This is a genomic window from Pseudomonas sp. H9, from assembly GCF_004353925.1.
GTDB lineage: Bacteria > Pseudomonadota > Gammaproteobacteria > Pseudomonadales > Pseudomonadaceae > Aquipseudomonas.
Window position 1 is genome coordinate 292,943 of sequence record NZ_SMOK01000007.1, and the last position, 23,603, is coordinate 316,545.

The 23,603-nt window shown below is 59.5% G+C and carries 17 protein-coding genes; 4 read left to right on the top strand and 13 right to left on the bottom strand.

Going from position 1 to position 23,603, the window contains the following annotated elements; translation table 11 throughout:
• Nucleotides 1-94 precede the first annotated feature (94 nt).
• Both cbpA and E1573_RS06105 read left to right on the top strand, forming a co-directional pair.
• Nucleotides 95-1,045, top strand: a complete 951-nt coding sequence (gene cbpA, locus E1573_RS06100; protein WP_133211634.1) for a curved DNA-binding protein — start codon at nt 95-97, stop codon at nt 1,043-1,045.
• A 2-nt stretch (nt 1,046-1,047) separates the two neighbouring features.
• Nucleotides 1,048-1,353, top strand: coding sequence for a chaperone modulator CbpM (locus E1573_RS06105; protein WP_133211636.1), 306 nt, complete (start codon nt 1,048-1,050; stop codon nt 1,351-1,353).
• 89 nt (nt 1,354-1,442) lie between these two features.
• Here E1573_RS06105 and E1573_RS06110 read toward each other — a convergent pair whose 3' ends face one another.
• The 8 genes from E1573_RS06110 to E1573_RS06145 form a co-directional block, all read right to left on the bottom strand.
• Nucleotides 1,443-1,964 carry a GNAT family N-acetyltransferase gene (locus E1573_RS06110; protein WP_133211638.1) on the bottom strand — a complete coding sequence of 174 codons (522 nt, stop codon included), beginning with the start codon at nt 1,962-1,964 and terminating at the stop codon, nt 1,443-1,445.
• 5 nt (nt 1,965-1,969) lie between these two features.
• Complete coding sequence (locus tag E1573_RS06115; RefSeq protein WP_133211640.1) at nt 1,970-2,500, bottom strand: GNAT family N-acetyltransferase; 531 nt, start codon at nt 2,498-2,500, stop codon at nt 1,970-1,972.
• Nucleotides 2,501-2,536: 36 nt separating this feature from the next.
• Nucleotides 2,537-3,235, bottom strand: coding sequence for an urea ABC transporter ATP-binding subunit UrtE (gene urtE / locus E1573_RS06120; RefSeq protein WP_133211642.1), 699 nt, complete (start codon nt 3,233-3,235; stop codon nt 2,537-2,539).
• A 78-nt stretch (nt 3,236-3,313) separates the two neighbouring features.
• On the bottom strand, nt 3,314-4,135 hold the full coding sequence (gene urtD / locus E1573_RS06125) for an urea ABC transporter ATP-binding protein UrtD (protein WP_133211691.1): 822 nt from the start codon (nt 4,133-4,135) through the stop codon (nt 3,314-3,316).
• A 35-nt stretch (nt 4,136-4,170) separates the two neighbouring features.
• Nucleotides 4,171-5,250, bottom strand: a complete 1,080-nt coding sequence (urtC, locus tag E1573_RS06130; RefSeq protein WP_133211644.1) for an urea ABC transporter permease subunit UrtC — start codon at nt 5,248-5,250, stop codon at nt 4,171-4,173.
• On the bottom strand, nt 5,250-6,737 hold the full coding sequence (gene urtB / locus E1573_RS06135; RefSeq protein WP_133211646.1) for an urea ABC transporter permease subunit UrtB: 1,488 nt from the start codon (nt 6,735-6,737) through the stop codon (nt 5,250-5,252). The genes urtC and urtB overlap by 1 nt, the downstream gene beginning before the upstream one ends.
• Before the next feature lie 84 nt (nt 6,738-6,821).
• Nucleotides 6,822-8,087 carry an urea ABC transporter substrate-binding protein gene (urtA, locus tag E1573_RS06140; protein WP_133211648.1) on the bottom strand — a complete coding sequence of 422 codons (1,266 nt, stop codon included), beginning with the start codon at nt 8,085-8,087 and terminating at the stop codon, nt 6,822-6,824.
• 238 nt (nt 8,088-8,325) lie between these two features.
• Entirely contained in the window at nt 8,326-15,390 is a 7,065-nt protein-coding gene (locus E1573_RS06145; RefSeq protein WP_165957295.1) for a neuraminidase-like domain-containing protein, read from the bottom strand.
• A 439-nt stretch (nt 15,391-15,829) separates the two neighbouring features.
• Between E1573_RS06145 and E1573_RS06150 the strand changes: the two genes are divergently transcribed.
• Nucleotides 15,830-16,144 carry a hypothetical protein gene (locus tag E1573_RS06150; protein ID WP_133211652.1) on the top strand — a complete coding sequence of 105 codons (315 nt, stop codon included), beginning with the start codon at nt 15,830-15,832 and terminating at the stop codon, nt 16,142-16,144.
• A gap of 136 nt (nt 16,145-16,280) precedes the next feature.
• Nucleotides 16,281-17,744 (top strand): hypothetical protein, encoded by a 1,464-nt coding sequence (locus tag E1573_RS06155; RefSeq protein WP_133211654.1) that lies wholly within the window; start codon nt 16,281-16,283, stop codon nt 17,742-17,744.
• Between the two features lie 60 nt (nt 17,745-17,804).
• Here E1573_RS06155 and cycA read toward each other — a convergent pair whose 3' ends face one another.
• The 5 genes from cycA to E1573_RS06180 all read right to left on the bottom strand — a co-directional run bounded on the left by cycA (nt 17,805) and on the right by E1573_RS06180 (nt 23,564).
• Complete coding sequence (gene cycA, locus E1573_RS06160) at nt 17,805-19,232, bottom strand: D-serine/D-alanine/glycine transporter (RefSeq protein WP_133211656.1); 1,428 nt, start codon at nt 19,230-19,232, stop codon at nt 17,805-17,807.
• Nucleotides 19,233-19,343: 111 nt separating this feature from the next.
• Nucleotides 19,344-20,354 carry an iron ABC transporter permease gene (locus tag E1573_RS06165; protein WP_133211658.1) on the bottom strand — a complete coding sequence of 337 codons (1,011 nt, stop codon included), beginning with the start codon at nt 20,352-20,354 and terminating at the stop codon, nt 19,344-19,346.
• Nucleotides 20,351-21,295 (bottom strand): ABC transporter substrate-binding protein, encoded by a 945-nt coding sequence (locus E1573_RS06170; RefSeq protein WP_133211660.1) that lies wholly within the window; start codon nt 21,293-21,295, stop codon nt 20,351-20,353. Before E1573_RS06170 ends, E1573_RS06165 begins: the two co-directional genes overlap by 4 nt.
• Nucleotides 21,292-22,080, bottom strand: coding sequence for an ABC transporter ATP-binding protein (locus E1573_RS06175; protein WP_133211662.1), 789 nt, complete (start codon nt 22,078-22,080; stop codon nt 21,292-21,294). Before E1573_RS06175 ends, E1573_RS06170 begins: the two co-directional genes overlap by 4 nt.
• Nucleotides 22,081-22,202: 122 nt before the next feature.
• The gene (locus tag E1573_RS06180) at nt 22,203-23,564 is read right to left on the bottom strand and encodes a PepSY domain-containing protein (protein ID WP_133211664.1); all 1,362 of its coding nucleotides are present in this window, start codon (nt 23,562-23,564) and stop codon (nt 22,203-22,205) included.
• Nucleotides 23,565-23,603 lie beyond the last annotated feature (39 nt).

The window sequence follows — 23,603 nt, forward strand, 5'->3', positions numbered from 1 at the left end:
TTATCTGCTTTACAGCAAACCCAAGGTCGCCTTGAAAGGCTATGCTTGACCCCAATCTACAGAAGCAACGCACAATTTGATGGTGATTCCTTAGATGGACTTCAAAGACTATTACAAGATACTTGGCGTAGAGCCGACGGCGGACGAAAAGGCGATCAAGACCGCCTACCGCAAGCTTGCGCGCAAATATCACCCTGACGTCAGCAAAGAGCGTGACGCCGAGGAAAAATTCAAAGAGGTAAACGAGGCCCACGACGTCCTGAGCAGCCCGGAAAAGCGCGCTGAATACGACGAACTGCGCAAGTACGGCCAGCACGGTCGCCCATTCCAGGGCCCGCCTGGTTGGGAAAGCCGCAGTTCCGGTGGCTTTGAAGGTGGCGACTTTTCCGATTTCTTCAGCTCGATCTTCGGTTCGCGCGGTGGCAACGGCAACCCCTTTGGTCGCGGCCAACAGCAACGCAGCGCCGGTCGGCGAGGGCAAGACGTGGAAATGGAACTGGCGATTTTCCTTGAGGAAACCCTGGCCGGCGAGTCGAAACAGATCAGTTACCAGGTGCCGCAACACAATGGCAGCGGCCAGCGTACCGGCTTCACCACCAAGACCCTGAACGTGAAGATCCCCGCTGGCGTCACCGATGGCGAGAAAATCCGCCTCAAGGGCCAGGGCGCGCCGGGTATCGCTGGTGGTGCCAATGGTGACCTGTTCCTGACCATTCGCATGGCACCGCATCCACTGTTCGATGTCGAAGGTCATGACTTGATCATTACCGTGCCTCTGGCGCCGTGGGAAGCTGCGCTGGGCACCAAAGTGGCAGTGCCGACCCTGACCGGCAAGATCAACCTGACCATTCGCCCAGACAGCCAAAGCGGCCAGCGCTTGCGGGTCAAAGGTATGGGCCTGGCGAACAAGCAGGGCGAGCGCGGTGATCTTTATGCACAGCTGAAAGTGGTGATGCCCAGCCAGAGCGACGACGCTACCCGCGAGTTGTGGAGCAAGTTGGCAGAGAAGGCGGCATTCAATCCGAGGACACAATGGAGTAACTGATTATGAGCAGTACCCTGGTCGTTCAACTGGACATGCAGACTCTCTGTCGGGAAGCCGATCTACCGGCTGCCTACGTGATCGAAATTGTCGAGCACGGCATTGTCGAACCTTCCGGGCGAACGCCGGAAGAGTGGTTGTTTGACGACCGGGCGGCCGTACTGGCCAAACGCGCAGCCAAGTTGCAACGCGAGCTTGAACTGGAGTGGGAAGGGGTAGCACTGGCCCTGGAGTTGCTGGAAGAAGTCCAGCAACTGCGCAGTGAGAACCTGATGCTCAAGCAGCGATTAAACAGGTTTCTGCAAAGCTGAACACATCCCCCTGTAGGAGCGGGCTTGCCCCGCGATTGGGTGCTGGCAGTCACACCGCAATCGCGGGGCAAGCCCGCTCCCACAGGGGGTTAGAGCAACTTGTAGTACAGCGCTGTTGGGCGATACGTGCCATCGGGCCCGCAGGCGTAATCCGGAATCTCCCCGGCCTTGGTGTACCCAAGCGACTGATAGAACGCTTCCGCCTGCGACCCCGCCTCAGTGTCCAGATACAACGTCGCACGTTGTTTTTGCCGTGCGGTGGCTTCCAGCGCCTGCATCAACTGTTGCCCCAGCCCCCGACGGCGCGCTGCACTGTGCACCAGTAACTTTTGCACTTCAGCCCGCTTCAAACCATTGAGCTTTTGGCACAGCCCCAATTGCACGCTGCCGAGCACTTCCTGGTCTTTGCTGACCACCCACAGCAACAACTCGCCATTGCTCAGGCGCTGTTTCACTTCATCCAGGTAGCTGTTGGCCTGTTGCGCATCGATGTTTTCCAGGAAGCCAACCGAGGCACCGTGGCGCACGGCATCGAGCAACAATGCCACCATCCCGTCGCGGTAATGGGTAAAGCTTTCATGAGTCACTCGGTTGAGTTGCGCAGCATTCATAGGCATCACTCCATGGCGCGCGGGGACGCACCGGGGTTGAGGATCAACTGCATGAAGGTCAGGTCGAGCCAGCGGCCAAACTTCACACCCACCTGCGGCATGTTCCCATTGAGGGTAAAGCCCAGGCGTTCGTGTAAACGGATGGAGGCGGCATTGCCGCTTTCAATCGCGGCGACCATGACATGCTTGTCGCAGGCTCGGGCGCGTTCGATCAGAGCTTGCATCAGCTTCGGGCCCATGCCGTTGCCGCGTTGGTCGCTGCGGATGTACACCGAGTGTTCGACGGTATGACGAAAGCCTTCGAAGGGGCGCCAGTCACCGAAAGAAGCATAGCCGAGCACCTCACCCGCGGCGGAGTCCACGGCCACCAGAATCGGGTAGCGCTGGGCCTGGCGCGCATCGAACCAGGCCTGGCGATTGGCTAAATCAACGGGTTGCTCATTCCAGATCGCGGTGGTGTTGAGCACCGCGTCGTTGTAGATGTCGCGAATGCCCGGAAGATCGGCAGTTACGGCATCACGGATCAGGTAAGTCATGGCAGCTTCTCGAACGCTTGCAGAGTGGTGTTCAGGTTAAATGGTTACCAAGCCACGCACACCCTCGGCTTCCATGTTTTCACCGCGCCCGGCCTGGACGATTTCGCCGCGCGACATCACCAGGTATTGGTCGGCCAGCTCAGCGGCAAAGTCGTAGAACTGTTCGACCAACAGGATCGCCATGTCACCACGGGCGGCGAGTTTGTTGATCACTACGCCGATCTCCTTGATCACCGAGGGCTGAATACCTTCGGTGGGCTCATCAAGAATCAGCAGGCGGGGCTTACTGGCCAAGGCGCGGCCGATGGCCAGTTGCTGTTGCTGGCCGCCGGACAAGTCTCCACCACGGCGGTGTTTCATTTGCTGTAGCACAGGGAACAGCTCGTAAATGAACGTTGGAACGCTTTTCGCCTGGCTGGCGCTGAAGCGCGACAGGCCCATCAACAGGTTCTCTTCGACCGTCAGGCGCGGGAAGATCTCCCGGCCCTGTGGCACGTAGGCGATACCTGCCTGCACGCGTTGGTGGGGCTTGAGTGCGGTGATTGCCTGGCCTTCCCAGTGCACGCTGCCTTCGCGGGTGGGCAGCAGGCCCATCAGGCAACGCAGCAAGGTGGTTTTGCCGACACCGTTGCGGCCCAGCAGGCAGGTGACTTCGCCAACTTTGGCCTCGAAGGACAGGCCGCGCAGGATATGGCTGCCGCCGTAGTATTGGTGCAGTGAGTCGATTTTCAGCATGTGTTTGTCCTTGATGCCTGATCGCGGGGCAAGCCCGCTCCCACCGGTAGGAGCGGGCTTGCCCCGCGAAGCGCTTAACTACCTTCCGAGATAAACCTCGATCACTCGATCATCCGCCTGCACGTGCTCCAGCGAACCCTCAGCCAACACGCTGCCCTGATGCAGCACCGTGACATGGTCGGCAATGCTGCCGACAAAGCCCATGTCGTGCTCGACCACCATCAGCGAATGCTTGCCGGCCAGCCCCTTGAACAGTTCGGCGGTGAACTCGGTTTCGGCGTCGGTCATGCCCGCCACGGGTTCGTCGAGCAGCAGTAACTGAGGGTCTTGCATCAGCAACATGCCGATTTCGAGAAACTGCTTCTGCCCGTGCGACAGCAACCCGGCCGGGCGCTGCGCAGCACTGTTCAGGCGAATAGTCTGCAGCACTTCATCGATGCGATCCTTCTGCTCGCCACTCAAGCGTGCGACCAGGCTGGCGAACACTGACTTGTCGGCCTTCTGCGCCAGCTCCAGGTTTTCGAATACGCTCAAGGCTTCGAACACCGTGGGTTTCTGGAACTTGCGGCCAATACCAGCTTGGGCGATCTGCACTTCGCTCATGCGCGTCAGATCCAGGGTGTCGCCAAACCAGGCCTTGCCGGTGGTGGGCCGGGTCTTGCCGGTGATTACATCCATCAGGGTGGTTTTACCGGCGCCGTTGGGGCCGATGATGCAGCGCAGCTCGCCCACGCCGATGTACAGGTTCAGGGCGTTCAAGGCCTTGAAACCATCGAAGCTGACACTGATGTCTTCCAGGGTCAGGACCGTGCCATGACGAACGTCCAGGCCATCGCCACGCACTTGGCCAAGGCCGATGGCATCGCGGCCGCTACCCGCGTCGAGGATCGGTTCGAGCATGAATTCCGGATGCACTGGCGGCAGTGGTATCGCTCTCATTGTTCACCCCTTTTCTTCAGCAGGCCGACTACGCCCTTGGGTAGGTACAAGGTCACCAGAATGAACAGCGCGCCCAGGCAGAACAGCCAGTACTCGGGAAAAGCCACGGTGAACCAGCTCTTCATGCCATTGACCAGACCGGCACCGAGCAGGGGGCCGATCAGCGTGCCGCGTCCACCCAAGGCGACCCATACGGCGGCTTCGATGGAGTTGGTCGGCGACATTTCACTGGGGTTGATGATGCCCACCTGCGGCACGTACAGCGCACCCGCCAGGCCACACAGCACGGCGCTCAATACCCAGACGAACAGCTTGAAGCCACGTGGGTCGTAGCCACAGAACATCAGACGGTTTTCGGCGTCGCGCAGTGCGGTCAGAACCCGGCCAAACTTGCTCCGCGCCAATCGCCAGCCGAGGTACAGGCTGACCACCAACAGCGCGACGGTCAGCAGGAACAACACCGCACGGGTGCTTTGCGCGGTGATCGGAAAGCCGAGAATGCTGCGAAAGTTGGTAAAGCCGTTGTTGCCACCAAAGCCGGTTTCGTTACGAAAGAACAACAGCATGCCGGCGAAGGTCAGGGCCTGGGTCATGATCGAGAAGTACACGCCCTTGATGCGCGAGCGGAAGGCAAAGAAACCGAACACCAGCGCCAGCAAACCGGGCGCCAACACCACCAGGCACAGGGCCCAGGCAAAGTGCTGGGTACCGGCCCAGTACCAGGGCAGTTCGGTCCACGACAGGAAGGTCATGAACGCTGGCAGGCCATCACCGGCGGCTTCGCGCATCAGGTACATGCCCATGGCATAGCCGCCAAGGGCAAAGAACAACCCATGCCCCAGTGACAGCAAGCCGGCATAGCCCCACACCAGATCCAGCGCCAGTGCCACGATGGCGTAGCAGAGAATCTTGCCGACCAGCGTCAGGGTGTAGGCCGACACCTGCAGGCTGTGACCGTCTGGTAGCAACGAAAGCAACGGCAAGGCCAGCAGCACCAACAGAACAACTGCGCCAGTGGCCAGGGCCCAACGCGGGCCAACCTTCTGGCTGGCGGTAACAAGCAGAGGCTGGTTCATCAGTCGATCACCCGTCCCTTGAGTGCAAAGAGGCCTTGCGGGCGTTTCTGAATAAACAGAATGATCAGCGCAAGGATGAGGATCTTGCCGAGCACCGCACCGATCTGCGGCTCCAGCAGTTTGTTGGCAATGCCCAGGCCGAACGCGGCCCACAGGCTGCCCGCCAGTTGGCCGACGCCACCGAGCACCACCACCAGGAAGGAATCGATGATGTAGCTTTGACCGAGGTCCGGGCCGACGTTGCCGATTTGGCTCAAGGCCACGCCACCCAGCCCGGCGATGCCCGAGCCAAGGCCGAAGGCGAGCATGTCTACACGCCCGGTGGGCACGCCGCAGCAGGCGGCCATGTTGCGGTTCTGGGTCACAGCGCGCACGTTCAGGCCCAGACGCGTGCGGTTGAGCAGCAGCCAGGTCAGCAACACCACGAACAGGGCAAAGCCGATGATCACCAAGCGGCTGTAAGGCAGCACCAGATTCGGCAGCACCTGAATACCGCCCGACAACCAGGCCGGGTTGGCTACTTCAACGTTCTGTGCACCAAACAGCAGGCGGATGGCCTGGATCAGGATCAGGCTGATCCCCCAGGTGGCGAGCAAGGTTTCCAGTGGGCGGCCGTACAGGTGGCGAATCACCGTGCGCTCCAGCAGCATGCCGACGCCAGCGCTGATGAAGAACGCCACGGGCAGGGCAATCAGTGGATAAAACTCAATGGCCGCCGGGGCGTAGCGCTGAATCAGCACTTGCACCACATAGGTGGAATAGGCCCCGAGCATCAGCATTTCGCCGTGGGCCATGTTGATCACCCCGAGCAGGCCGAAGGTGATCGCCAGCCCCAGCGCGGCGAGCAGCAGAATCGAGCCCAGTGACAGGCCGCTAAAGGCTTGCCCCAGTAGCTCGCCGAGCAGCAGTTTGCGTTTGACTTGGGCCAGGCTGGTTTCAGCCGCAGTGCGCACGCTGGCGTCGGTTTCCACACCGGGTTGCAGGAGTGATTCAAGGCGAGTGCGGGCCATTGGATCGCCGGTTTCGCCGAGCAGACGTACTGCGGCCAGACGCACCGCCGGGTCGCTGGCAGCCAGTTGCAGATTGGCCAGTGCCAGGCTCAGGGCGGCGTGCACTGCGGCATCGGCTTCAGTGGCAAAGCGGCGGTCGAGGAAGGCGACTTGTGCCGGTTGCGCGCTTTTTTGCAAATGCTGAGCGGCATTCAGGCGTACGCCAGCGTCGGCGCTGAGCAGTTGATGGCTTGCCAGAGCGTTGTCTATCAGGCCGCGCAGGCGATTGTTCAGGCGCAGCTTGCGGGTGTCGGTGGGGCTCAGGCGCCCTTGTTGTAGCGACGTCAGCAGTTCGAGGCGGGCCGGGTCGGGCTGTGCCGCCCAGTCTTGCAGCAGGCGTGCCTGCTCGTTGGCCTTGGCGGCGATGAAGTAGTCGGCGTCGCTGGCGTGGGTGGCCAACGGCAGCAGCAGGAGCAGGGTGAGCAGGAGTCTAAGCATGCGAGCAATCCTGTTATTCGGCGGTGGATGCTTCGCGGGGTAAGCCCGCTCCTACGGTAGGAGCGGGCTTGCCCCGCGATCAACTCAATTCCCTTTCACCGCATAATCAGGCCGCTTGTCGTTGCCCGGAATGAACGGGCTCCACGGCTGCGCACGCACAGGCTGCTCGGTCTCCCAAACCACATTGAACTGCCCGTCATCCTGGATCTCGCCGATCATCACCGGCTTGTGCAGGTGGTGGTTGGTCTTGTCCATGGTCAAGGTGTAGCCGGACGGTGCCTTGAAGGTTTGCCCGGCCAAGGCTTCACGGACCTTATCGACGTCGGTGGATTTAGCCTTCTCAACCGCCTGAGCCCACATGTGGATACCGACGTAAGTGGCCTCCATCGGATCGTTGGTCACGGCCTTGTCGGCGCCCGGCAGGTTCTTGGCCTTGGCGTAGGCTTTCCAGTCGGCAACAAACTGGCTGTTGACCGGGTTCTCTACCGACTCGAAGTAGTTCCACGCCGCCAGATGCCCCACCAACGGTTTGGTATCGATCCCGCGCAGTTCCTCTTCACCTACCGAGAAGGCCACCACTGGCACGTCGGTGGCTTTCAGGCCCTGGTTGGCCAGCTCTTTGTAGAAGGGCACATTGGAGTCGCCGTTGACCGTGGAGATCACCGCCGTTTTGCCGCCAGCGGAGAACTTCTTGATGTTGGCAACGATGGTTTGGTAATCGCTGTGGCCAAACGGCGTGTAGACCTCTTCGATGTCTTTGTCGGCCACGCCTTTGCTGTGCAGGAAGGCCCGCAGAATCTTGTTGGTAGTACGCGGGTAGACATAGTCGGTACCCAGCAGGAAGTAACGCTTGGCTGCGCCGCCTTCTTCGCTCATCAGGTACTCCACCGCAGGAATTGCCTGCTGGTTCGGCGCGGCGCCGGTGTAGAAGACGTTGGGCGACATTTCTTCGCCTTCATACTGCACCGGGTAGAACAGCAGACCGTTGAGCTCTTCGAACACCGGCAGCACCGATTTACGCGACACCGACGTCCAGCAACCGAACACCACCGCGACTTTGTCTTGGGTGAGCAACTGCCGGCCCTTTTCCGCGAACAGCGGCCAGTTCGAGGCCGGGTCGACCACCACCGGCTCTAGCATCTTGCCGTTGACGCCGCCGTTGGCGTTGATCTGCTCGATGGTCATCAAGGCCATGTCCTTGAGCGAAGTCTCGGAAATCGCCATGGTCCCGGACAGCGAATGCAAGATGCCGACCTTGATGGTCTCGGCGGCCTGGATGCTCCAGCTCAGGCCCATCGCCGCGATGGATGCGCTGAGGGTAAAGGCCTTGATCAGACTGCGACGATTCATGTGCTCTCTCCGGTGCTTTTTAGAGTGTTGGCAACGCGGGGAGGGCTTTTGCAAGGGGTATGCCGATTCGTATTTACTGGGGTTTTCGAGGGAATTAAGCGGATTTACGGGCCAGTTTGGTGCTGGTGGATCAGGCATGCACAGGATTAGGGCTGTGCGGTGGTTGATCGCGGGGCAAGCCCGCTCCCACAGAATTTTTGAAACCCTGGTGGGAGCGGGCTTGCCCCGCGATGGCGTATCAACTCAAATTGCGAATTTCTTGAGTAAATGCACTATCCCCCGCCTTGGCCGTATACACCATGTTGAAGGTGATGTCCTTGATGATCGACGGGTCTTCCAGCGCCGCGCCACCGAGGATTTCCAGCTTCCACTCCGAAATCGCGCCTGTGCCTTCAAAAGGCAGGTAGCGCCCGTCATGGAACATCAGTTCATAGACCCAGGTGCCCGGTTCGTAACCCAGGCCATCCTCGGCAACCGTCGACGACAAAGCGATTTGCTGGTTCTGGCGCGGATTGCGCAGCAGGCTGGTGACGCCCTCAAACTTGCCACCTTCACGCAACACCTTGGCCGCGCCCTTGTCAGCCTCAAGCAGAGTAGTGCTGGCGGTTTGGGTGAGGATCGCACTGAGGTCGTCGATTTTTTGGCCGTCTTTGAGCACGAAGGTCACTGACACATACTTCAGTTGGCGCAGGTAGTGGCCAGGGTAGTTGCTGTCGAAGTCGGCGGCTTTGAAACTGAAGGTATGGGTAAGCGGTTTGCTCTGGTCGGAATTTTTACTCTGGTCTGGCTTTGTGAACACCTTCGACCATTGCTCGCCCGCATGCGCCTTGAGGCTGAACGCTTTGCGAATGGTCAGGCGCCGTTCGTTGGCCAGCATGTATTGGTTCTCCATGTGCTGCAGGTTGGTCAGCAACGACTCGCCCGCCAGCATGCCCTTGTAGTTATCGAACCAGGCGGTGGTGTCGATGAAGCTTTCGCGCTGGTAGTCGCCAATCTCGTAGCGCCAGGCCTCTTCCACCCCCAGGCATAGCGAGCGTACAACGTCGTAGGCGGCGCCGTAGATCTGCTCCTGGCGGGCGACCAGCCAGTTGTAGAACGGCGTGTCTTCGGCCAACATGCGGTAGGCCTCCTGCAGGTTGATGCGGTCTTGTTCGCACTGGGCCAGGGCGATCGTTGCAGCGTTGAGCTCGATGGCGGTTTCCTTGATTTCCTCGTCGAGGACCTTGATGTCCCACTCCACCTGGCTGCGGTCGAATTCCCATTCGGCAGCACGGCGGTTGTACTCGGCCTGCACCTGCAGTTCACCAGCAATCGACTGTGAAATATCGGCCAGGATCTCGGTGGCCAAGCCACCGGCTTCCACCGCAGCTCCCAGGCGGTTACCGCCAACAGCGAAGCCGAAGATGGTCGGTACCGTGGAATCGATCATCGCCCCCATCTGCTGGAGGACAATGCCGCCCATTAGTTGTGAAGTGGCTAGCCAGGTCAAGGCGGTGGCCGCTTCTTCTTCGGGCGAGCGCCCGACATCGATGAGCTTGCTCAGGTACGTATGCCTGGCCTTGGCCGCCTCACGGCTGATGAGCATCCCCGACTTTCTGGCCCGCAGGCCGTTGATGGCTTCCTTCTGGATTCGGGTGGTGAACTCGGCCAGTTTGATCTCATGCGCTTTCAGCATGACCGACTCGCTGACGCTGGAATCTTCCTCGATCAGGCGCAGGTAGTAGCGGCCAAAATCGGCCAGCTGTTGCGCCGCCGCTTTGGCCAGCGGCAGCACCTGGCGGAAGCGGTAAGCGGGGATGGGCGCACGCCCCCGGGCATAGGGTTGGGGCAACAGGCTCACGCCACCTAGCGTATTGGCGAACGCATCCAGGCTTTCATCGGCCCAGGTCAACGGTGGCAGGGCCTTGCCGTCGAGTGTCAAACCGTGGCGCAAGTTGTACAGGCGGCTTTCCAGCAGGTTGCGCAACTCGATCACCCGGCCGTTGAGCGGGCGTCTGAATTGGTCTGCGTCCAGCTTGGCCAGTTGGGTGGGTTGCCAGCGTGAGGCTTCGTCTTTGCGCGGCAGCGGGCCCAGCAGTTTGATCGCTTGCTGGTAGCACAGCCAGGCGTGGTTGAGGTTGCTCAGCGTCGGCTCGCGGTAATAGTGGTCACCCTGCAGGCGCCAGTTCTCCAGCAGCGCCAGGTACACGGCCTGTTGGTAGTAGCGCGACAGCACGAACACCCGGCTTGTTGGGTCTACCCCTTTTTGTAACACCGAACTCAGGGTGCCCGCTTCGGCAAGCGGGCGGGTGCACCAAGGCGCTGGGCGCCCCTCTTCGTCGGCGCGGGTGCGGTAGGGGTTGAACAGGTAACGCAGGTACCAATCCTCGGCGTCTTCGAACTGGCGCTGCTCGGTCAGGCGCGTGGCAATCAGGGCCGGTAGGTGCAGGAACAGTTCCCGGAAGTACAGACCATTGGCACCGTGAAAGTCTACTTTCGGGTTTGGCCGATTCGGGTCGATCTTGGGCTCGTCCAGGCATTGCGTCGCCCATGCCAGCACATGCTCCACGCCCAGGCTGGCGCGTGCCACCAGGTTTTTGCCGAACAGCGTGTTCAGGCGATACTCAGGGGTGTCGAGTGCGGGCTCTTCGTTGGCTACCGATGTCAGATCAAGGTACTGCGCTTGATTGGCCTGGTTGGCGTCTCGTACGATTAAGATGTCCCATGGTTCGTCTTTGTCCTGGAGCAAAAGCTTGAAATTGTAATTGATTTCATCTATTAGAGAGTTCATCTCATCAAGTGCTTTAAAGGAAATTTGGTAGCCCCCCAGTCCTGAGAGCTTTAAGCTTATTTTGAACTCCTGTGATTCTGCTGGTGATATAGTTGTGAATTCTCTTACTTCGGTTTTTTTGTCGCCGGGGTTTAATATGCTGGGGCTGATAAAGATAGTGCTATCAATATCAATATCAATATCAATACCAAATTCTTTGGATATCTCTTTGAGGTTCATCGTTAACTTTAAAGTTAAGATGTTTCCATTTAAATATGGGCTTCCTTCTATTATGTGGAAATGTTCATGGCCTTTGTGGCTTGAATCAAATTCAATTTTTAAAGGCGGGCCGTTGTAGGTATGTTGCACACAATGCACATGGCGATAGGTGGTCAACAGTCGGCTGGCTAAATCGTGAGCGTTAGTCAGATTCTGTTTATCAATTAGCAACAGGTCACGCGCTTCGATAAAGTATTCGTTATTGAGTTTTTCGGGGGCCAGTATCTTGACCTTGGGGTCTTTATCGGACGCTCCCGTTGTAATCTGCGCACAGTCGTACAACATGGCCACCAACCACGGATCCTGCGAGCGCTCCCCCTCTTCATCGACCACCACAATCAGGCCGGGGTGGTACTTCTCATCCTTCAGGTAGGGATTGTCATTGTCGCCGCGCCATTTCCCCTGAGGGTCATGGCCGTCCAGGCACATCAGCTCGTTAGCGGCGCTCCAGACGCCATCACTCTGCTGGAAGGCATAGCACACAGAAATCTTGCGCATCTTCGGCAAGGTCTTGTTCGATTCGTCGCCACTGGGCAAGTCGGTGACGCCCCGCTCGACCCAGAATACGTAGCGGCGCCCGTGAATGATGACAGGGCGGACCGCGTCACATGTGAATGTCTGATCGACCTTGTCGTCTTTCTTTTCTTTGTAATAGCTCTGCGGAATCAGCCCTGTGGGTGAAAGCGTGATCTTTTCCCACTCGCTCCAGGCCAGTGGGCTCAGCCGCTGCTTATCGTCGCGCAGGCCGATGTCCAGCGTGCGCCAAAAGTATTCTGTCGGCGTGGTGTTGGTTTTGCCGATCAGGTGGTAAATGCCCTGCTTGGGGTCAGTGCCTTCCAGGTAGCCGCTAACCACTTGTAAGTTGCTCACACGTTCGAACTTGGCCAAGTAGTTACAAATGGCTGTATGCAACAAGGTGACGTCCAATGTGCCTTGGTTAAGCTCCACCTCCAGTTCCTGGAACGCTACGCTTTTGTTCGGTCGATTAGCGTAATGGATGAGGTTCTCCGGGTGGTTCTGCTGTTCCTGGCGTTGTTTCCAGGTGGCGTATTGCGCCAGGTAGGTGTTCCAGTGGGCAATGGCGTCACTGGTGGGCGGGTTGGCCGCATAGCCCGGCTCCAGGTGCGCGAAAAGGCGGAAGAGGTAATGCTGAAGGCTACCGATAGCCTGGTTGAGGGTGTTGGTGTTGACCTCGGCGTTAACCTGGATATCCGTCAGGCAGTAGCTCGACAGATCGTCGAAGGTGGCAATGCCCTGTGTGTGCGCGTGTGCAGGTGCCCAGTGGGCGATCAGGTAGCCGGCCAAAGCATCGCGCCAGTGTTCATGCATGTGTTGCTCGACGATGCTGCGCAATGCTTCGTCGCTACTGCTCAGTAGTGCCTGACTGACGGCCTGAAACTCTATGTATGGGCTGTCTTTCTCCAGGTCGGCAAGATCTTGCAAGTTGCTACAAGCCAGGCCTGTATGCGTGCATAACGCGTGCGTGCGCAAAATGTAGTCAATATCGGTCAGGGTTGCAGGGACGCAGGGTATCCACTCCGTGGCCCGGTTCCAGTCTTCAGGTAGTACCTCGAATTTGATAGGGAAATAACCACGGTGTTGGTAGTCTGTGTTGCCTTCTTCTATATCTGCTTGCTTTATTTTCTCCTGCTGTTCAAGCCAGTAAGCTGGAGCATGCATTGTGGTGTATTGTTTGCGGGTGACGCGCAATACACCTGAGTTGTTTGCAATGAACTTTTCGAGTTTAACAATGGCCGATTGAAGTGAGGTATTGCCGTAGCGCCACTTTCCGGTAAAACGCAGGGTGTACAACAGAATGAAACGTTTGTGACCTCTTGATCTTACTACCGCTGCCTCTTCGGGAGTCAGCTCGGCCAAGAAGGTATCGAAGCGTGCAACCGGGTTATCGATCTCGCCGGTTCTCTCGATATGTGGGCAGGTTTCGCTAACATCTGCCTTCGCCCAGCCTGTTAGTTCAGTCAGGTCGGTGATCGCGCGCTCCACGGCACTGGTTTCGTTGCTGTCGTGATGCGCAGCCAGGTAGCGTGTGGCATCAGCCTCGTCCTGGCCGTTGGCGCGACACACCTCAACCCAGGCCCGGTATCGGCTGAGCTGGTAACACAGGTCCAGGTTGGCAACCAGCGCTGTTTGGTTGGCCGTTGGGTTGTTGGCAGCCTTGATCGAGCCCGAGGCTTCGTCGAGTTCTATCATGCCCTGCAGATCGAAGCGTTCCGGCATGTCGCACAACGTCTGAATGGCTGCTGGGCTCAGGCGCAGCAGCTTGATCAGTTGTATGTGGCGTTCCAGGGCAAACCACTGGCGGCTGTTAAGCTTTTGCTCCTCGACCTTGAGGCTTTGCTCGTTCGTCGCGGCCTTGAGCACGTCGTCAAGCAACGCCTGCGCCGTAAAACCGCACCAGCGCAGCAGCGGAGCGATGTGAAGTTGGCTCAGGGTGAAGCCTTTCACGCCTTTTCCGAATGCCGTGAGCAGCAATTGGGCGGTCAGCTTGTCGAGCTGTGTTGGCTCCAGATCCGCTTCGGGCTGTGTGATGGGTTTATGTGTACGGGTTGCTTCCCGAATGGCCGGCAGCAGTTGGTTGATGGCCAGCACCAGCAGGCTATCGGGCGCCAGCTTGGCATCTGCCACTTCCGTCAGGGCGCTGAGCAGGGCGGTTGGGGAAACTTTCTCCTGATTCAGCCAGCGGTCGAGGTTGGTCAGAGCGACCAGGGCATCGAGCATATCCGGGTCGCTCAGGCTACCGACCACAGGTTTGCCGGCCAGTTGCTTCTGCAAGGTGGTGCCCGCCTTGCCCAGTAGCGCCACCATGGCTATGCCTTCGATGGGGGAGCGCTTGAGCAGCCGATGGATCTGGCTGAGCCGATAAAGCGACGAAACCACCGGCAGCGACAGGCTCAATGCCTTCAGGCCCAGCGCCTGTTGCGTTTGCGCCAGATAGAGTCGGGTGGTTTGTTCGTTACTGCCTAGCGCATTGGCTAGCCCCGGCAGCACCGTGTACTGTCCTGTCGCGCCGTCGTTGGGGTCGAAGGCCTGGTCATCCACGGCCAATGCGGTTTCGATGCTCGTGTCATGATCGTTGCCGGGGCCATCCAGCACCCGGTCAAGCAGCGGCTGCTGCTCCCCGGTGCTGTAAGGGCACACCTGATACACCAGGGCCGCGAACTGTTCAGCACTAACCCCATACGCCTCGTTCAGGTAACGGAAAACACCCAGGGCACGCAGCGTCTCGGCGGTGATGCTCCAGCCACTGGTTTGCCCTTGTGCGCGCAGGATCGAAATCAACAGCCAATCCACCTCGGCGAACGGCAGGGCGAGTGCTTTTTGCAGGTGAATCATCTGGTACATGCGCACAAGGCTCTGCTGAGTGAGTGCGTCGAAGTGCAGCGTGATACCAACCTCGTCTGTGACATCCTTGACTGTCAGGGCGCTGCTGCGGCCAGCATTGAGGTAGATGGCACCGTAATGCAGGCCGCCAAGGTTTTTTTCGGCACGGTAGGCACTTGAGCAACGCACGGCGGTGAAACCGGCCTGGGCGTTGTCATCAATGCCAGACACCGCCAGCAGTTCCAAAACCTGTTCGGTGCTCAGGCCGGTTTGGCGGCAGTAAGTGGCCACATCCTGCAGTTTCGCAAGCGCAACTTTTGCGTCGATTTTCAGGCCGTACAAGGCCGGCCAGTCATGCTTGGCATCGGCGATGGCGTGGTGATCCAACAACAAGTCTTGCAAGGCCGGGCTCAGGCCGCTGGCGTTAAGCATGACTTCACGCAGGTCATCATCGCGCAAGCGTGCATCGCAAAAATTGGGGTAGCTGTACTGCGCCTGCTGCAGGAGTTCGAAGTATGGAAGCTTCCTGTGCTTGAGCACGGCCTTGATTTGTTCCAGGGCAAAGTGGAACGGCAGGTTGGCGTGCTTGCCGACACTGGCCAGTGTTTCAGGCAGATAGGCGGCGTTGCCCACGTGGCCTTGCGCGTGGTGGGTCAGTGCGCCAATAGCCAGGCTCAGGGCCGATACCGGTTGCTCCAGGCGTTGCGGGTCGAGCAGCAGTTCGCTGATGTCTGGGCGCCGTTGCGCCAGGAGCCAACGGTCTTTGGCCTCGCTGCTGGTCTCCAGGGCCAGGGCTTCTTGGTACAGGGTATGCAGGTAGGCGATTGGCCCGCAGTTGGCTTCGGGCGCCTCTGGGCCGCAGGTGTTGGCGAGCTGTTCCGGGAACAGTTTGGCGTAGGTGTTGGGGGTGACGGTGGGTTCCTGAGTAGTCATGCGCGTTGCTCCTGATGCCTGGACAGACGTCATACGTGCTCGGTGTTAACCGCTCACGGGGGGAAGGTCTGAAAGCATTTGAGGGGCGGGCGTATCTCTTCGCAACTGACAAAAATGCTAGGTGCGGGCTAGGAAGTACGGTTTTAACGGGTGGACGAGGGGCTAACATTTTGACACACCCTCAGTAGTTGAGTACCGTGCCGCACCGCAGTAGATTCTGCGGCACGGGATTGGCGTCCCTGATTCAGAGATACAGAGCACTAACGCACTCAGCGATTGTGTTCGGCATGGCTGCACCTGTTACGGGCGGAGCCGTGTGTGGGAGCCTTCGGGCTCACCGGGTATCTCTGACCGGCACGCCAACCCGCACGGCTCCGTCCACCCATATTGGCGTGTGGGCGCGGAGCGACATTTAGAGAGAGCCGCAAGGAGTAGCACCATGCTCAAGAAGATCGTTCCAGATCCACCGTCAGACGCCGTGCAGCCAGCACGGCCCCGCCATACGACTGCCGTAATGCACTTTGGCACATGCCACCAAGCCCACGATCCGATCTGCGCGGTACGCGCCGGAGTGGATGCGGAAGATGCGCTGGTATGCGCTGTAACCGCATTGAAGGCGGCCTACGAAACCAATGCTCTAGCCCTGGAACAAGCCGAGGAACCGCTGCGCAGCCTGCTGGCCGCCAGCGAGAACTCGCTGGAGAAGGGCTTGGCGCTGGCCGAGGCTGTGCTTCGGGGAATGGAGCAAGGTTAGTGTTGAGCTGAACGGGCAGGGGCTGTTGGCAGCCTCTGCACGTTAACGCGGCCTACCTGATATTTTTGCCAGTGGCACGTTGAGCTTTTCCCTTCGTATCGTGGGGCCTGTCGATTCATAGCAGGGAGCGCTCCACATGCAAAACCTGATCTGCAAGCAATCCGCTCCTCTGGCGTTGATGGCGGCTGTCGCGATGAGTGGTTGTTTACCGAACTCAGCATCTGAGGTGCAAACAGTCAGTAGTGTTGTGGCAACCTCGATCACTGCGCAGGAGTTGGGTGCGCATACCTTTACTCTTGTTCATCGAGAACGTAACCCTCAGGGTTACACGATCGAGAGCGGTAACCTCTCATTGGCCGGTAAAGCGGTTGATGGCTCGCTGGTGGCGGTAAAGGGGGCAGATGGAGCCGTGACGGCCGCTATCGATCGGCCTGGCAAACGTGGTTTGCTGTTGATCGATACATCAGGCCAGCGCAGGTTTCTGCCAGAGCCGGCCTATGACTACTTGACGCCTGACACGGTACCAGGGCCCATTGAGCACGCTGAGCAGCCACCCTCTGCGCCCGGTGTTGTAAGGGAAGTTGATGCGGTGGTGCAGCTTTCCGTTGAGGCGCTGAGGGTTCTTAACAGTGATCCAGTAGCTTTTGCCTTGGTTCAACTGGAAACAGCCAATCTCAGCTTGCGCAATTCTCAAGTAGCCAGTGTGCGCCTTAATCTCGCGGGCACTCGAGTGGGCGTGAACGATTACGCTGTTATCGGTGAAAACTTGAGTGAACTGGATGCCGAATTGGCACCGCTACATCCTGTGTATCACCATGACCTGAACGTGGGCTTTTCAGAAAACTCGCCCATGGTCGGTGTTGCTGAAGTCCGTGGTAACACCTCACTGAACAGCATCTACTCCATCAGCGCGTTTCGTCATGAGGTAGGCCATAACGCAGGAGGGAGCCATTGCAATGAAGACGGCTCAGACAACTATCGGTTTGGTTACAACGATGGCAAGGACATCGCCACAGCACTGTGTCACAACGACGTGCCGTACTACTCCAATCCGCACGTCAGCTTGAACGGGAAACCCGTCGGGGATGCCAGAACGGCCGACATGGCCAGGGTCTGGCGGGAGGAGGCAGGAAGGCTCAGCGGTTACGGCCCGACATTTAATGGCGACCGTCTGATTTTTGGCGGTGTCGGGCAAGCGCAACTGTTAATTTCCGAGCCCGGTATTCACAAGCCATCTCTGGGCGTTGTTGCACTGAGCGAAGAGGTTGGCCCTACCTCGCTGGTTTATGGCGGGCCGGGAGACACGGTGCTCTCGATTAAGCTGACAGAAAACCAGAGTGGCAATGAGCAGGTGGTCAAGTTTCGTGCACACCGGCAAGTGCAGGACTGCCCAGACATCACGACTATGAACAGTTATGTTGTTTGCCACCCGGACTCCGCTGGCCCGATTACGCTGACGCTCTTTCGGATAGCCCAAGACAACCCGTCGTTACCGCTAGGCGTTTATAACGGCGTGGTGGAACTCAAGGCATTGGATTACACAAACCCTGAATGGTCACGGCCTATTCTCGTGAGTGTGACGGTTTGGAACTTGAATTGAACCGTACGCTTTGAACCGTGCGTGAAAGGCGGGGTTTGCGCCTTTCACGCAGCAGGGCTGTCAGTGCTCTTTGCCGCTGGTGGCACTATCAAGCATTTGGCGATTGCGCCGCACAAATTGATAGGTCACCGCCAACAGCAAGAACCACAGCGGTGTAACGATCAACGCCTGACGGGTGTCGTTTTCCAGACTTAACAGCACCAGGATGAAGGCGAAGAACAGCAAACACACCACCGCCATGAAACGCCCGCCGGGCATCTTGTAATGTGAGGCCTGGTGCAGGGCTGCACGGTTTTTGCGAAAGCTCAGGTACGACAGCAGGATCAGCGTCCAGACGAACATGAACAGCACCGCCGACACCGTGGTCACCAGGGTGAAGGCTTCAATCAAGTCGGGCACCAGATACATCAGCGCCGCACCCAGCAACAGGCAGCTGCAAGAGAAGTACAGGCCGTTGGCCGGTACCTTGCGGCTCGACAGGTGTTCGAAACTGCGCGGGGCATCGCCTTGCTGGGCCAGGCCGAACAGCATGCGGCTGGTGGAGAACACGCCGCTGTTGGCCGACGAAGCCGCCGAGGTCAGCACCACGAAGTTGATGATGCTCGCCGCGGCTGGCAGCCCGGCCAACACGAACAACTCAACGAACGGGCTCTTGCCCGGCACCACATCGCGCCACGGCGTCACCACCATGATGGTGATCAAGGCCAGTACGTAGAACACGATGATCCGCACCGGAATCGAGTTGATCGCACGCGGCAGGGTGCGCTCGGGGTTCTTCGCCTCAGCGGCGGTGGTGCCCACCAACTCGATACCAACGAAAGCGAATACAGCAATCTGGAAGCCGGCGAAGAAGCCCATCAGGCCGTGGGGGAACATGCCGTCGTCGTTCCACAGGTTGGTCAGGCTGGCGGTACGCCCGGCGGGCGACTCGAAGCCACTGAGCACCATGTACAGGCCAGTGCCGACCAGCGCGAGGATCGCGACGATCTTGATCATGGCGAACCAGAACTCGATCTCGCCGAACATTTTCACGGTGATCAGGTTCAGCGACAGCAGCAGGCCGACACAGGCCAACGCCGGTGCCCACTGCGGTATGTCGGGAAACCAGAACTGCGAGTACGCAGAAATGGCGATTACGTCGGCGATGCCGGTAATGATCCAGCAGAACCAGTACGTCCAGCCGGTGAAATAGCCCGCCCAGGGGCCGAGCAGGTCGGCAGAGAAATCGATGAACGACTTGTATTCGAGGTTCGACAGCAGCAGCTCGCCCATCGCCCGCATGACGAAGAACAGCATGAAGCCGATGATCATGTAGACGAAGATGATCGACGGGCCAGCCAGGCTGATGGTTTTGCCCGAGCCCATGAACAGCCCGGTACCGATGGCGCCACCGATGGCGATCAGTTGGATGTGGCGGTTGGACAGGCTACGTTCGAGGTGTTCGTGTTCGTCAGGCGTGGGATGTTGCGGTGACAGGTTCGCGGTCATGGGCTAGGCATTTTCCATTTAATACATTCTCTTGTGCGCGTTAGGCTAACACGCGCCTTCCTGGCGCAACCGCGACAATACGTCTCAACACTAAAGTGTGGTTGACGATGATCAACGCTTGCGCATCAGGCCAATAAAGAACAAACCGCCAATGGCTGCGGTGGCGATGCCAATCGGCAGGTCTTCCGGCGAAATCAGTGTGCGTGCGGCGACATCGACCCAGATCAGAAACAGGCTGCCCAGCAACAGACACACCGGCAGCAGGCGCGTGTGCTCGGCGCCTACCAGGCGGCGGGCGATGTGCGGCACCATCAGGCCGACGAAGCCGATTGAGCCACTGATCGCCACCAGCACACCGGTCAGCAGCGAGCAAATCAGAAACGCCAGCAGGCGTACCGAGCGGGCGTTCAAACCGAGGGTGACCGCTGTCTGTTCACCGGCCATCAGGGCATTGAGCGCACGAGCCATGCCCAGCAGCAAGGTCAGGCCCAGCAGAACGCTGATGGCCGGGATCGGCAGCAGCTCCCAGCGCGCCAGGCCCAAACCGCCGAGCATCCAGAACATCACTGCGGAACTGGCGCGGTGGTCGCCAAGGAACAGCAACAGGTTGGCAACCGCCATCATCACAAAAGCCACTGCTACGCCGCACAGCAGCAAACGGTCGCTGTCCAGGCGGCCACGGCGGCTGGCAATTGCCAGCACCAGCAGCATGCTGCACAGGGCGCCGATAAAGGCCGCCAGCGGCAAGGTCAGTACGCCCAGCACTTCACCAATATGCAGCACTACCAGCACCGCACCGAGCGTGGCACCGGAGGTGACGCCGAGCAGGTGAGGGTCCGCCAGGGGGTTACGCGTCACTGCTTGCAACACCGCGCCGATCATCGCCAGGCCACCGCCCACCAGTGCGGCCAGGAGCATGCGCGGCACGCGGATGAGCCAGACGATGTGTTCCTGGCCGGTGGTCCAGGTGGGCGTATCGGGGGCAATGCCGAAGACTTTGAACAGCACCACGCGCCACACCACCTCGACCGGTACGGGTGCCGCGCCAAACCCCAGCGACACCACGCAGGACACCAGCAACAGGCCAATCAGGCCGAGCACCAGCAGGCGATAGCGAGTCATGCGCCGTGCAAGCCCTTGGCGATGCTTTCAATGGCATCGACGTTTTCCAGGCTCGGCGTGGCGGCCACGTAAGGGATTACCACAAAGCGCTTGTTGCGGATCGCCGACACGGACTGCAGGGCCGGGTGCTGTTCAAGGAATGCCTGCTTCTGGGCCGCGCTGATCTCGCCGTAGTCAACGATGACGATCACCTCGGGGTTGCGCTCGACCACGCTTTCCCAGTTAACCCGGGTCCAGCTGGCGTCGATATCGTCCAGCACGTTGCGCCCACCGGCAGCGGCGATCAGTGCCTCTGGCATGCCCAGGCGGCCGGAGGTCATGGCGCGGTCTTCACCACTGTCATACAGAAACACCCGTGGGCGTTGCTCCGGTAGCGTCTGTTGAACCACGGCGATGCGCTGTTGCATCTGGCTGATCAGTTGCTCAGCGCGGTCCTGTACATCGAAGATTTTGCCCAGGTTGCGCAGGTCGTTGTAGGTGTCATCGAGGCTGGCCGCCGGACGCTTCATGACAAAAGCGCAGGACTCGGTCAACTCGTACACCGGTATGTTCAGCGGCGCGAGGGTTTGTGGGGTGAGGTCGCCGCCGACGCGCATGCCGTAGTCCCAGCCAGCGAAGAAGAAATCGACATTGGCGTTGAGCAAGGTTTCCACCGAAGGGTACTTGCTGGCGAGCTCCGGCAGGCCATCAAGCTCTTTGCGCAGCTCAGGGGTGACGGCTTTCCAGCCGCTGACACCGCTGTAGCCGACCATGCGCTCACGCAAGCCGAGAGCGAGCATCATCTGGGTCATGTTGATGTCATGGCTCAGGGCGTGCTCGGGGGCTTTGTTGAACGTCACCTGGCGGTTGCAGCTTTGTATGGTCAACGGGTACTGGGTGGCCTGGGCGAAAGCGCTGGTGCTGGCGAGCAGGGCCAGCAGAAGCAAGGTAATTCGGATCATCGCTGGGTTATCCAGGTAAGGCGTGGGTGGTCGGCGAGAGGGTGGCGGTCTATCAGTGCCTGTACACCGAAGACTTCGTGCAGCAGGTCAGCCGTGAGGACGTCGTCGGGTGTACCGCTGGCAACGATACGCCCGTGGTTCAGAACGTACAGGCGATCACAGAAAGCTGCTGCCAGGTTCAGGTCATGAATACTGGCCAAAGTGCCAATACCGAGGCGGCGGACTTGCTGCAACAGCTCCAGTTGATAGCGTGGGTCGAGGTGGTTGGTGGGTTCATCGAGGATCAACACCTGCGGTTGCTGAACCAGTGCCCGGGCCAGAATCACGCGCTGCTTTTCACCGCCAGAGAGGCTGGCGAAGGTGTGATCGTCGAAGCCCTCCAGGCCGACGGCGTGCAACGCGGTTTTGACCAACTGGCGGTCCTCGTCGGTGTCGCCGTCGAACAAGCCTTTGTGTGGTGTACGCCCCATGGCGACGACTTCTTCGACGTTCAGGCCGAAGGTATCGGGAAACTCCTGCAGCACCACGGCGATACGTTGGGCGCACCAACGTGGTGACTGCCGCCACAGGTCGTGGTCATCCAGGTATACCTGGCCGTGTTCCGGTTTGTTGAAGCGATAGGCACAGCGCAGCAGGCTGGTTTTGCCGCTACCGTTGGGGCCGATCAAACCGACGAATTCCCCCGCCTTGACCTCTAGATCGACCTCGCGCAGTTGGAACTGGTGATGACAATGGCCGTGGCCGAGGGGCGACCAATGCAGATCGCGGATACTCAGGGTACTCATGACAGTCCTGGCGAAAGCGGGCGGCTATGGTAGCAGGTCAGTAGGTAGGAGCGGGCTTGCCCCGCGATTGCGGTGTGTCAGGTAAACCGCGATCGCGGGGCAAGCCCGCTCCTACCGGGGACTCAGGCGGTTTTCAGTTTGCGCGAGAGCAAGCCCCAATCCAGTGTCCACACGGCCAGCAGCGAAACGCCAACCAAGGGGAAGGCCACGCCCAGCGCAATCATGATCACGATGGCGGCTTTCCATTTCGGTAGGTCATGACGCAATGGCGGTACGCCCAAGCCACTTTCAGGGCGACGTTTCCACCACATCACCAGGCCGCTGATCGAGCCCAGCAGGATCATCAGGCAGATCACCAGCACGATGAGCTGGTTCAGCGTGCCGAACATCTTGCCTTCATGCAGCATCACCCCCAGTTCCGTGGCGCGGGCAACGCCGTTGTAGTCCTGCCAGCGCACATCCACCAGCACTTTGCCGGTGTATTGATCGACATGCAGGGTGGCGTCGTTGCGCGGGTCGTCGGCAAATACGGCAATGGTGTACACGCCATCAGCAGTGCTCGGCAGGGTGATGCTGTAGCCAGGCTCGACCGAACGGCTGACGGCCAGGTCCTGGACCTGTTGCAGGCTGACCTGGGGAGCTGCCGGGGCAGTGGAGGCTATCGCATGCCCGGCGTGTTCGGCATGGGCGCCGGACTGCGGCATCGGGGTGTTCTCTACCGCCCACGGTACGGTCTGGCGTGTTGCGCTGTTGAGTTCGCGGGCCTGTTGGTCGGAGTGCGGGACATCGTTCCACATGGCGGCCGGGAAGGTGTTCCAGACATCGGCGTATTTGGCGCCCCAGAAACCGGTCCAAGTCATGCCACTGAGCAGCATCAGCAGCAACAGGGCTGATCCCCAAAAGCCGGTAACTGCATGCAGATCACGCCACAGCAAACGCCCGCGGGCGTTCAGGCGCGGCCACAATACGCCAGCGCTACTCTTGCCCCGTGGCCACCACAGGTACAAGCCGGACACCACCAGCACGATGCCCCAGCCAGCGGCCAGTTCCACCAGCCGATCGCCCACGGTGCCAATCATCAGCTCACCGTGCAGCGCGCGGGCGACGGCCTGCAGGTTGCGTTTTGCATCCTGTTCGCCCAGCAGCGTGCCGTCGTAAGGGTTGATAAACACATTCAGTTCACGGCCGGCATCCTTGACCACGAATTGGGCGCTACGGTCGGCTGCCACGGCGGGCAGGTACTGGCTGACCTGGCCGTTGGGGTAGGCGGTGTGAACCTGTTGCAGCAGGGCATCGGCGCTTTGTGTGTGATGCCCGGCTTCGACCACCATCAGGTCGCGGTAAAGCAACGGGTCGAGTTGCGGTTTGAACAGGTAGATGATCCCGGTGATCGCCAGCAGGATCATTACCGGGGCAACGAAAAGCCCGGCATAGAAGTGCCAACGCCAGGCCAGGTTGTAGAAGCTAATCGATGGTTTGCTCATGGTGTGCTCCCATGTTGTGCAGGGAAGGCGCGATCGATG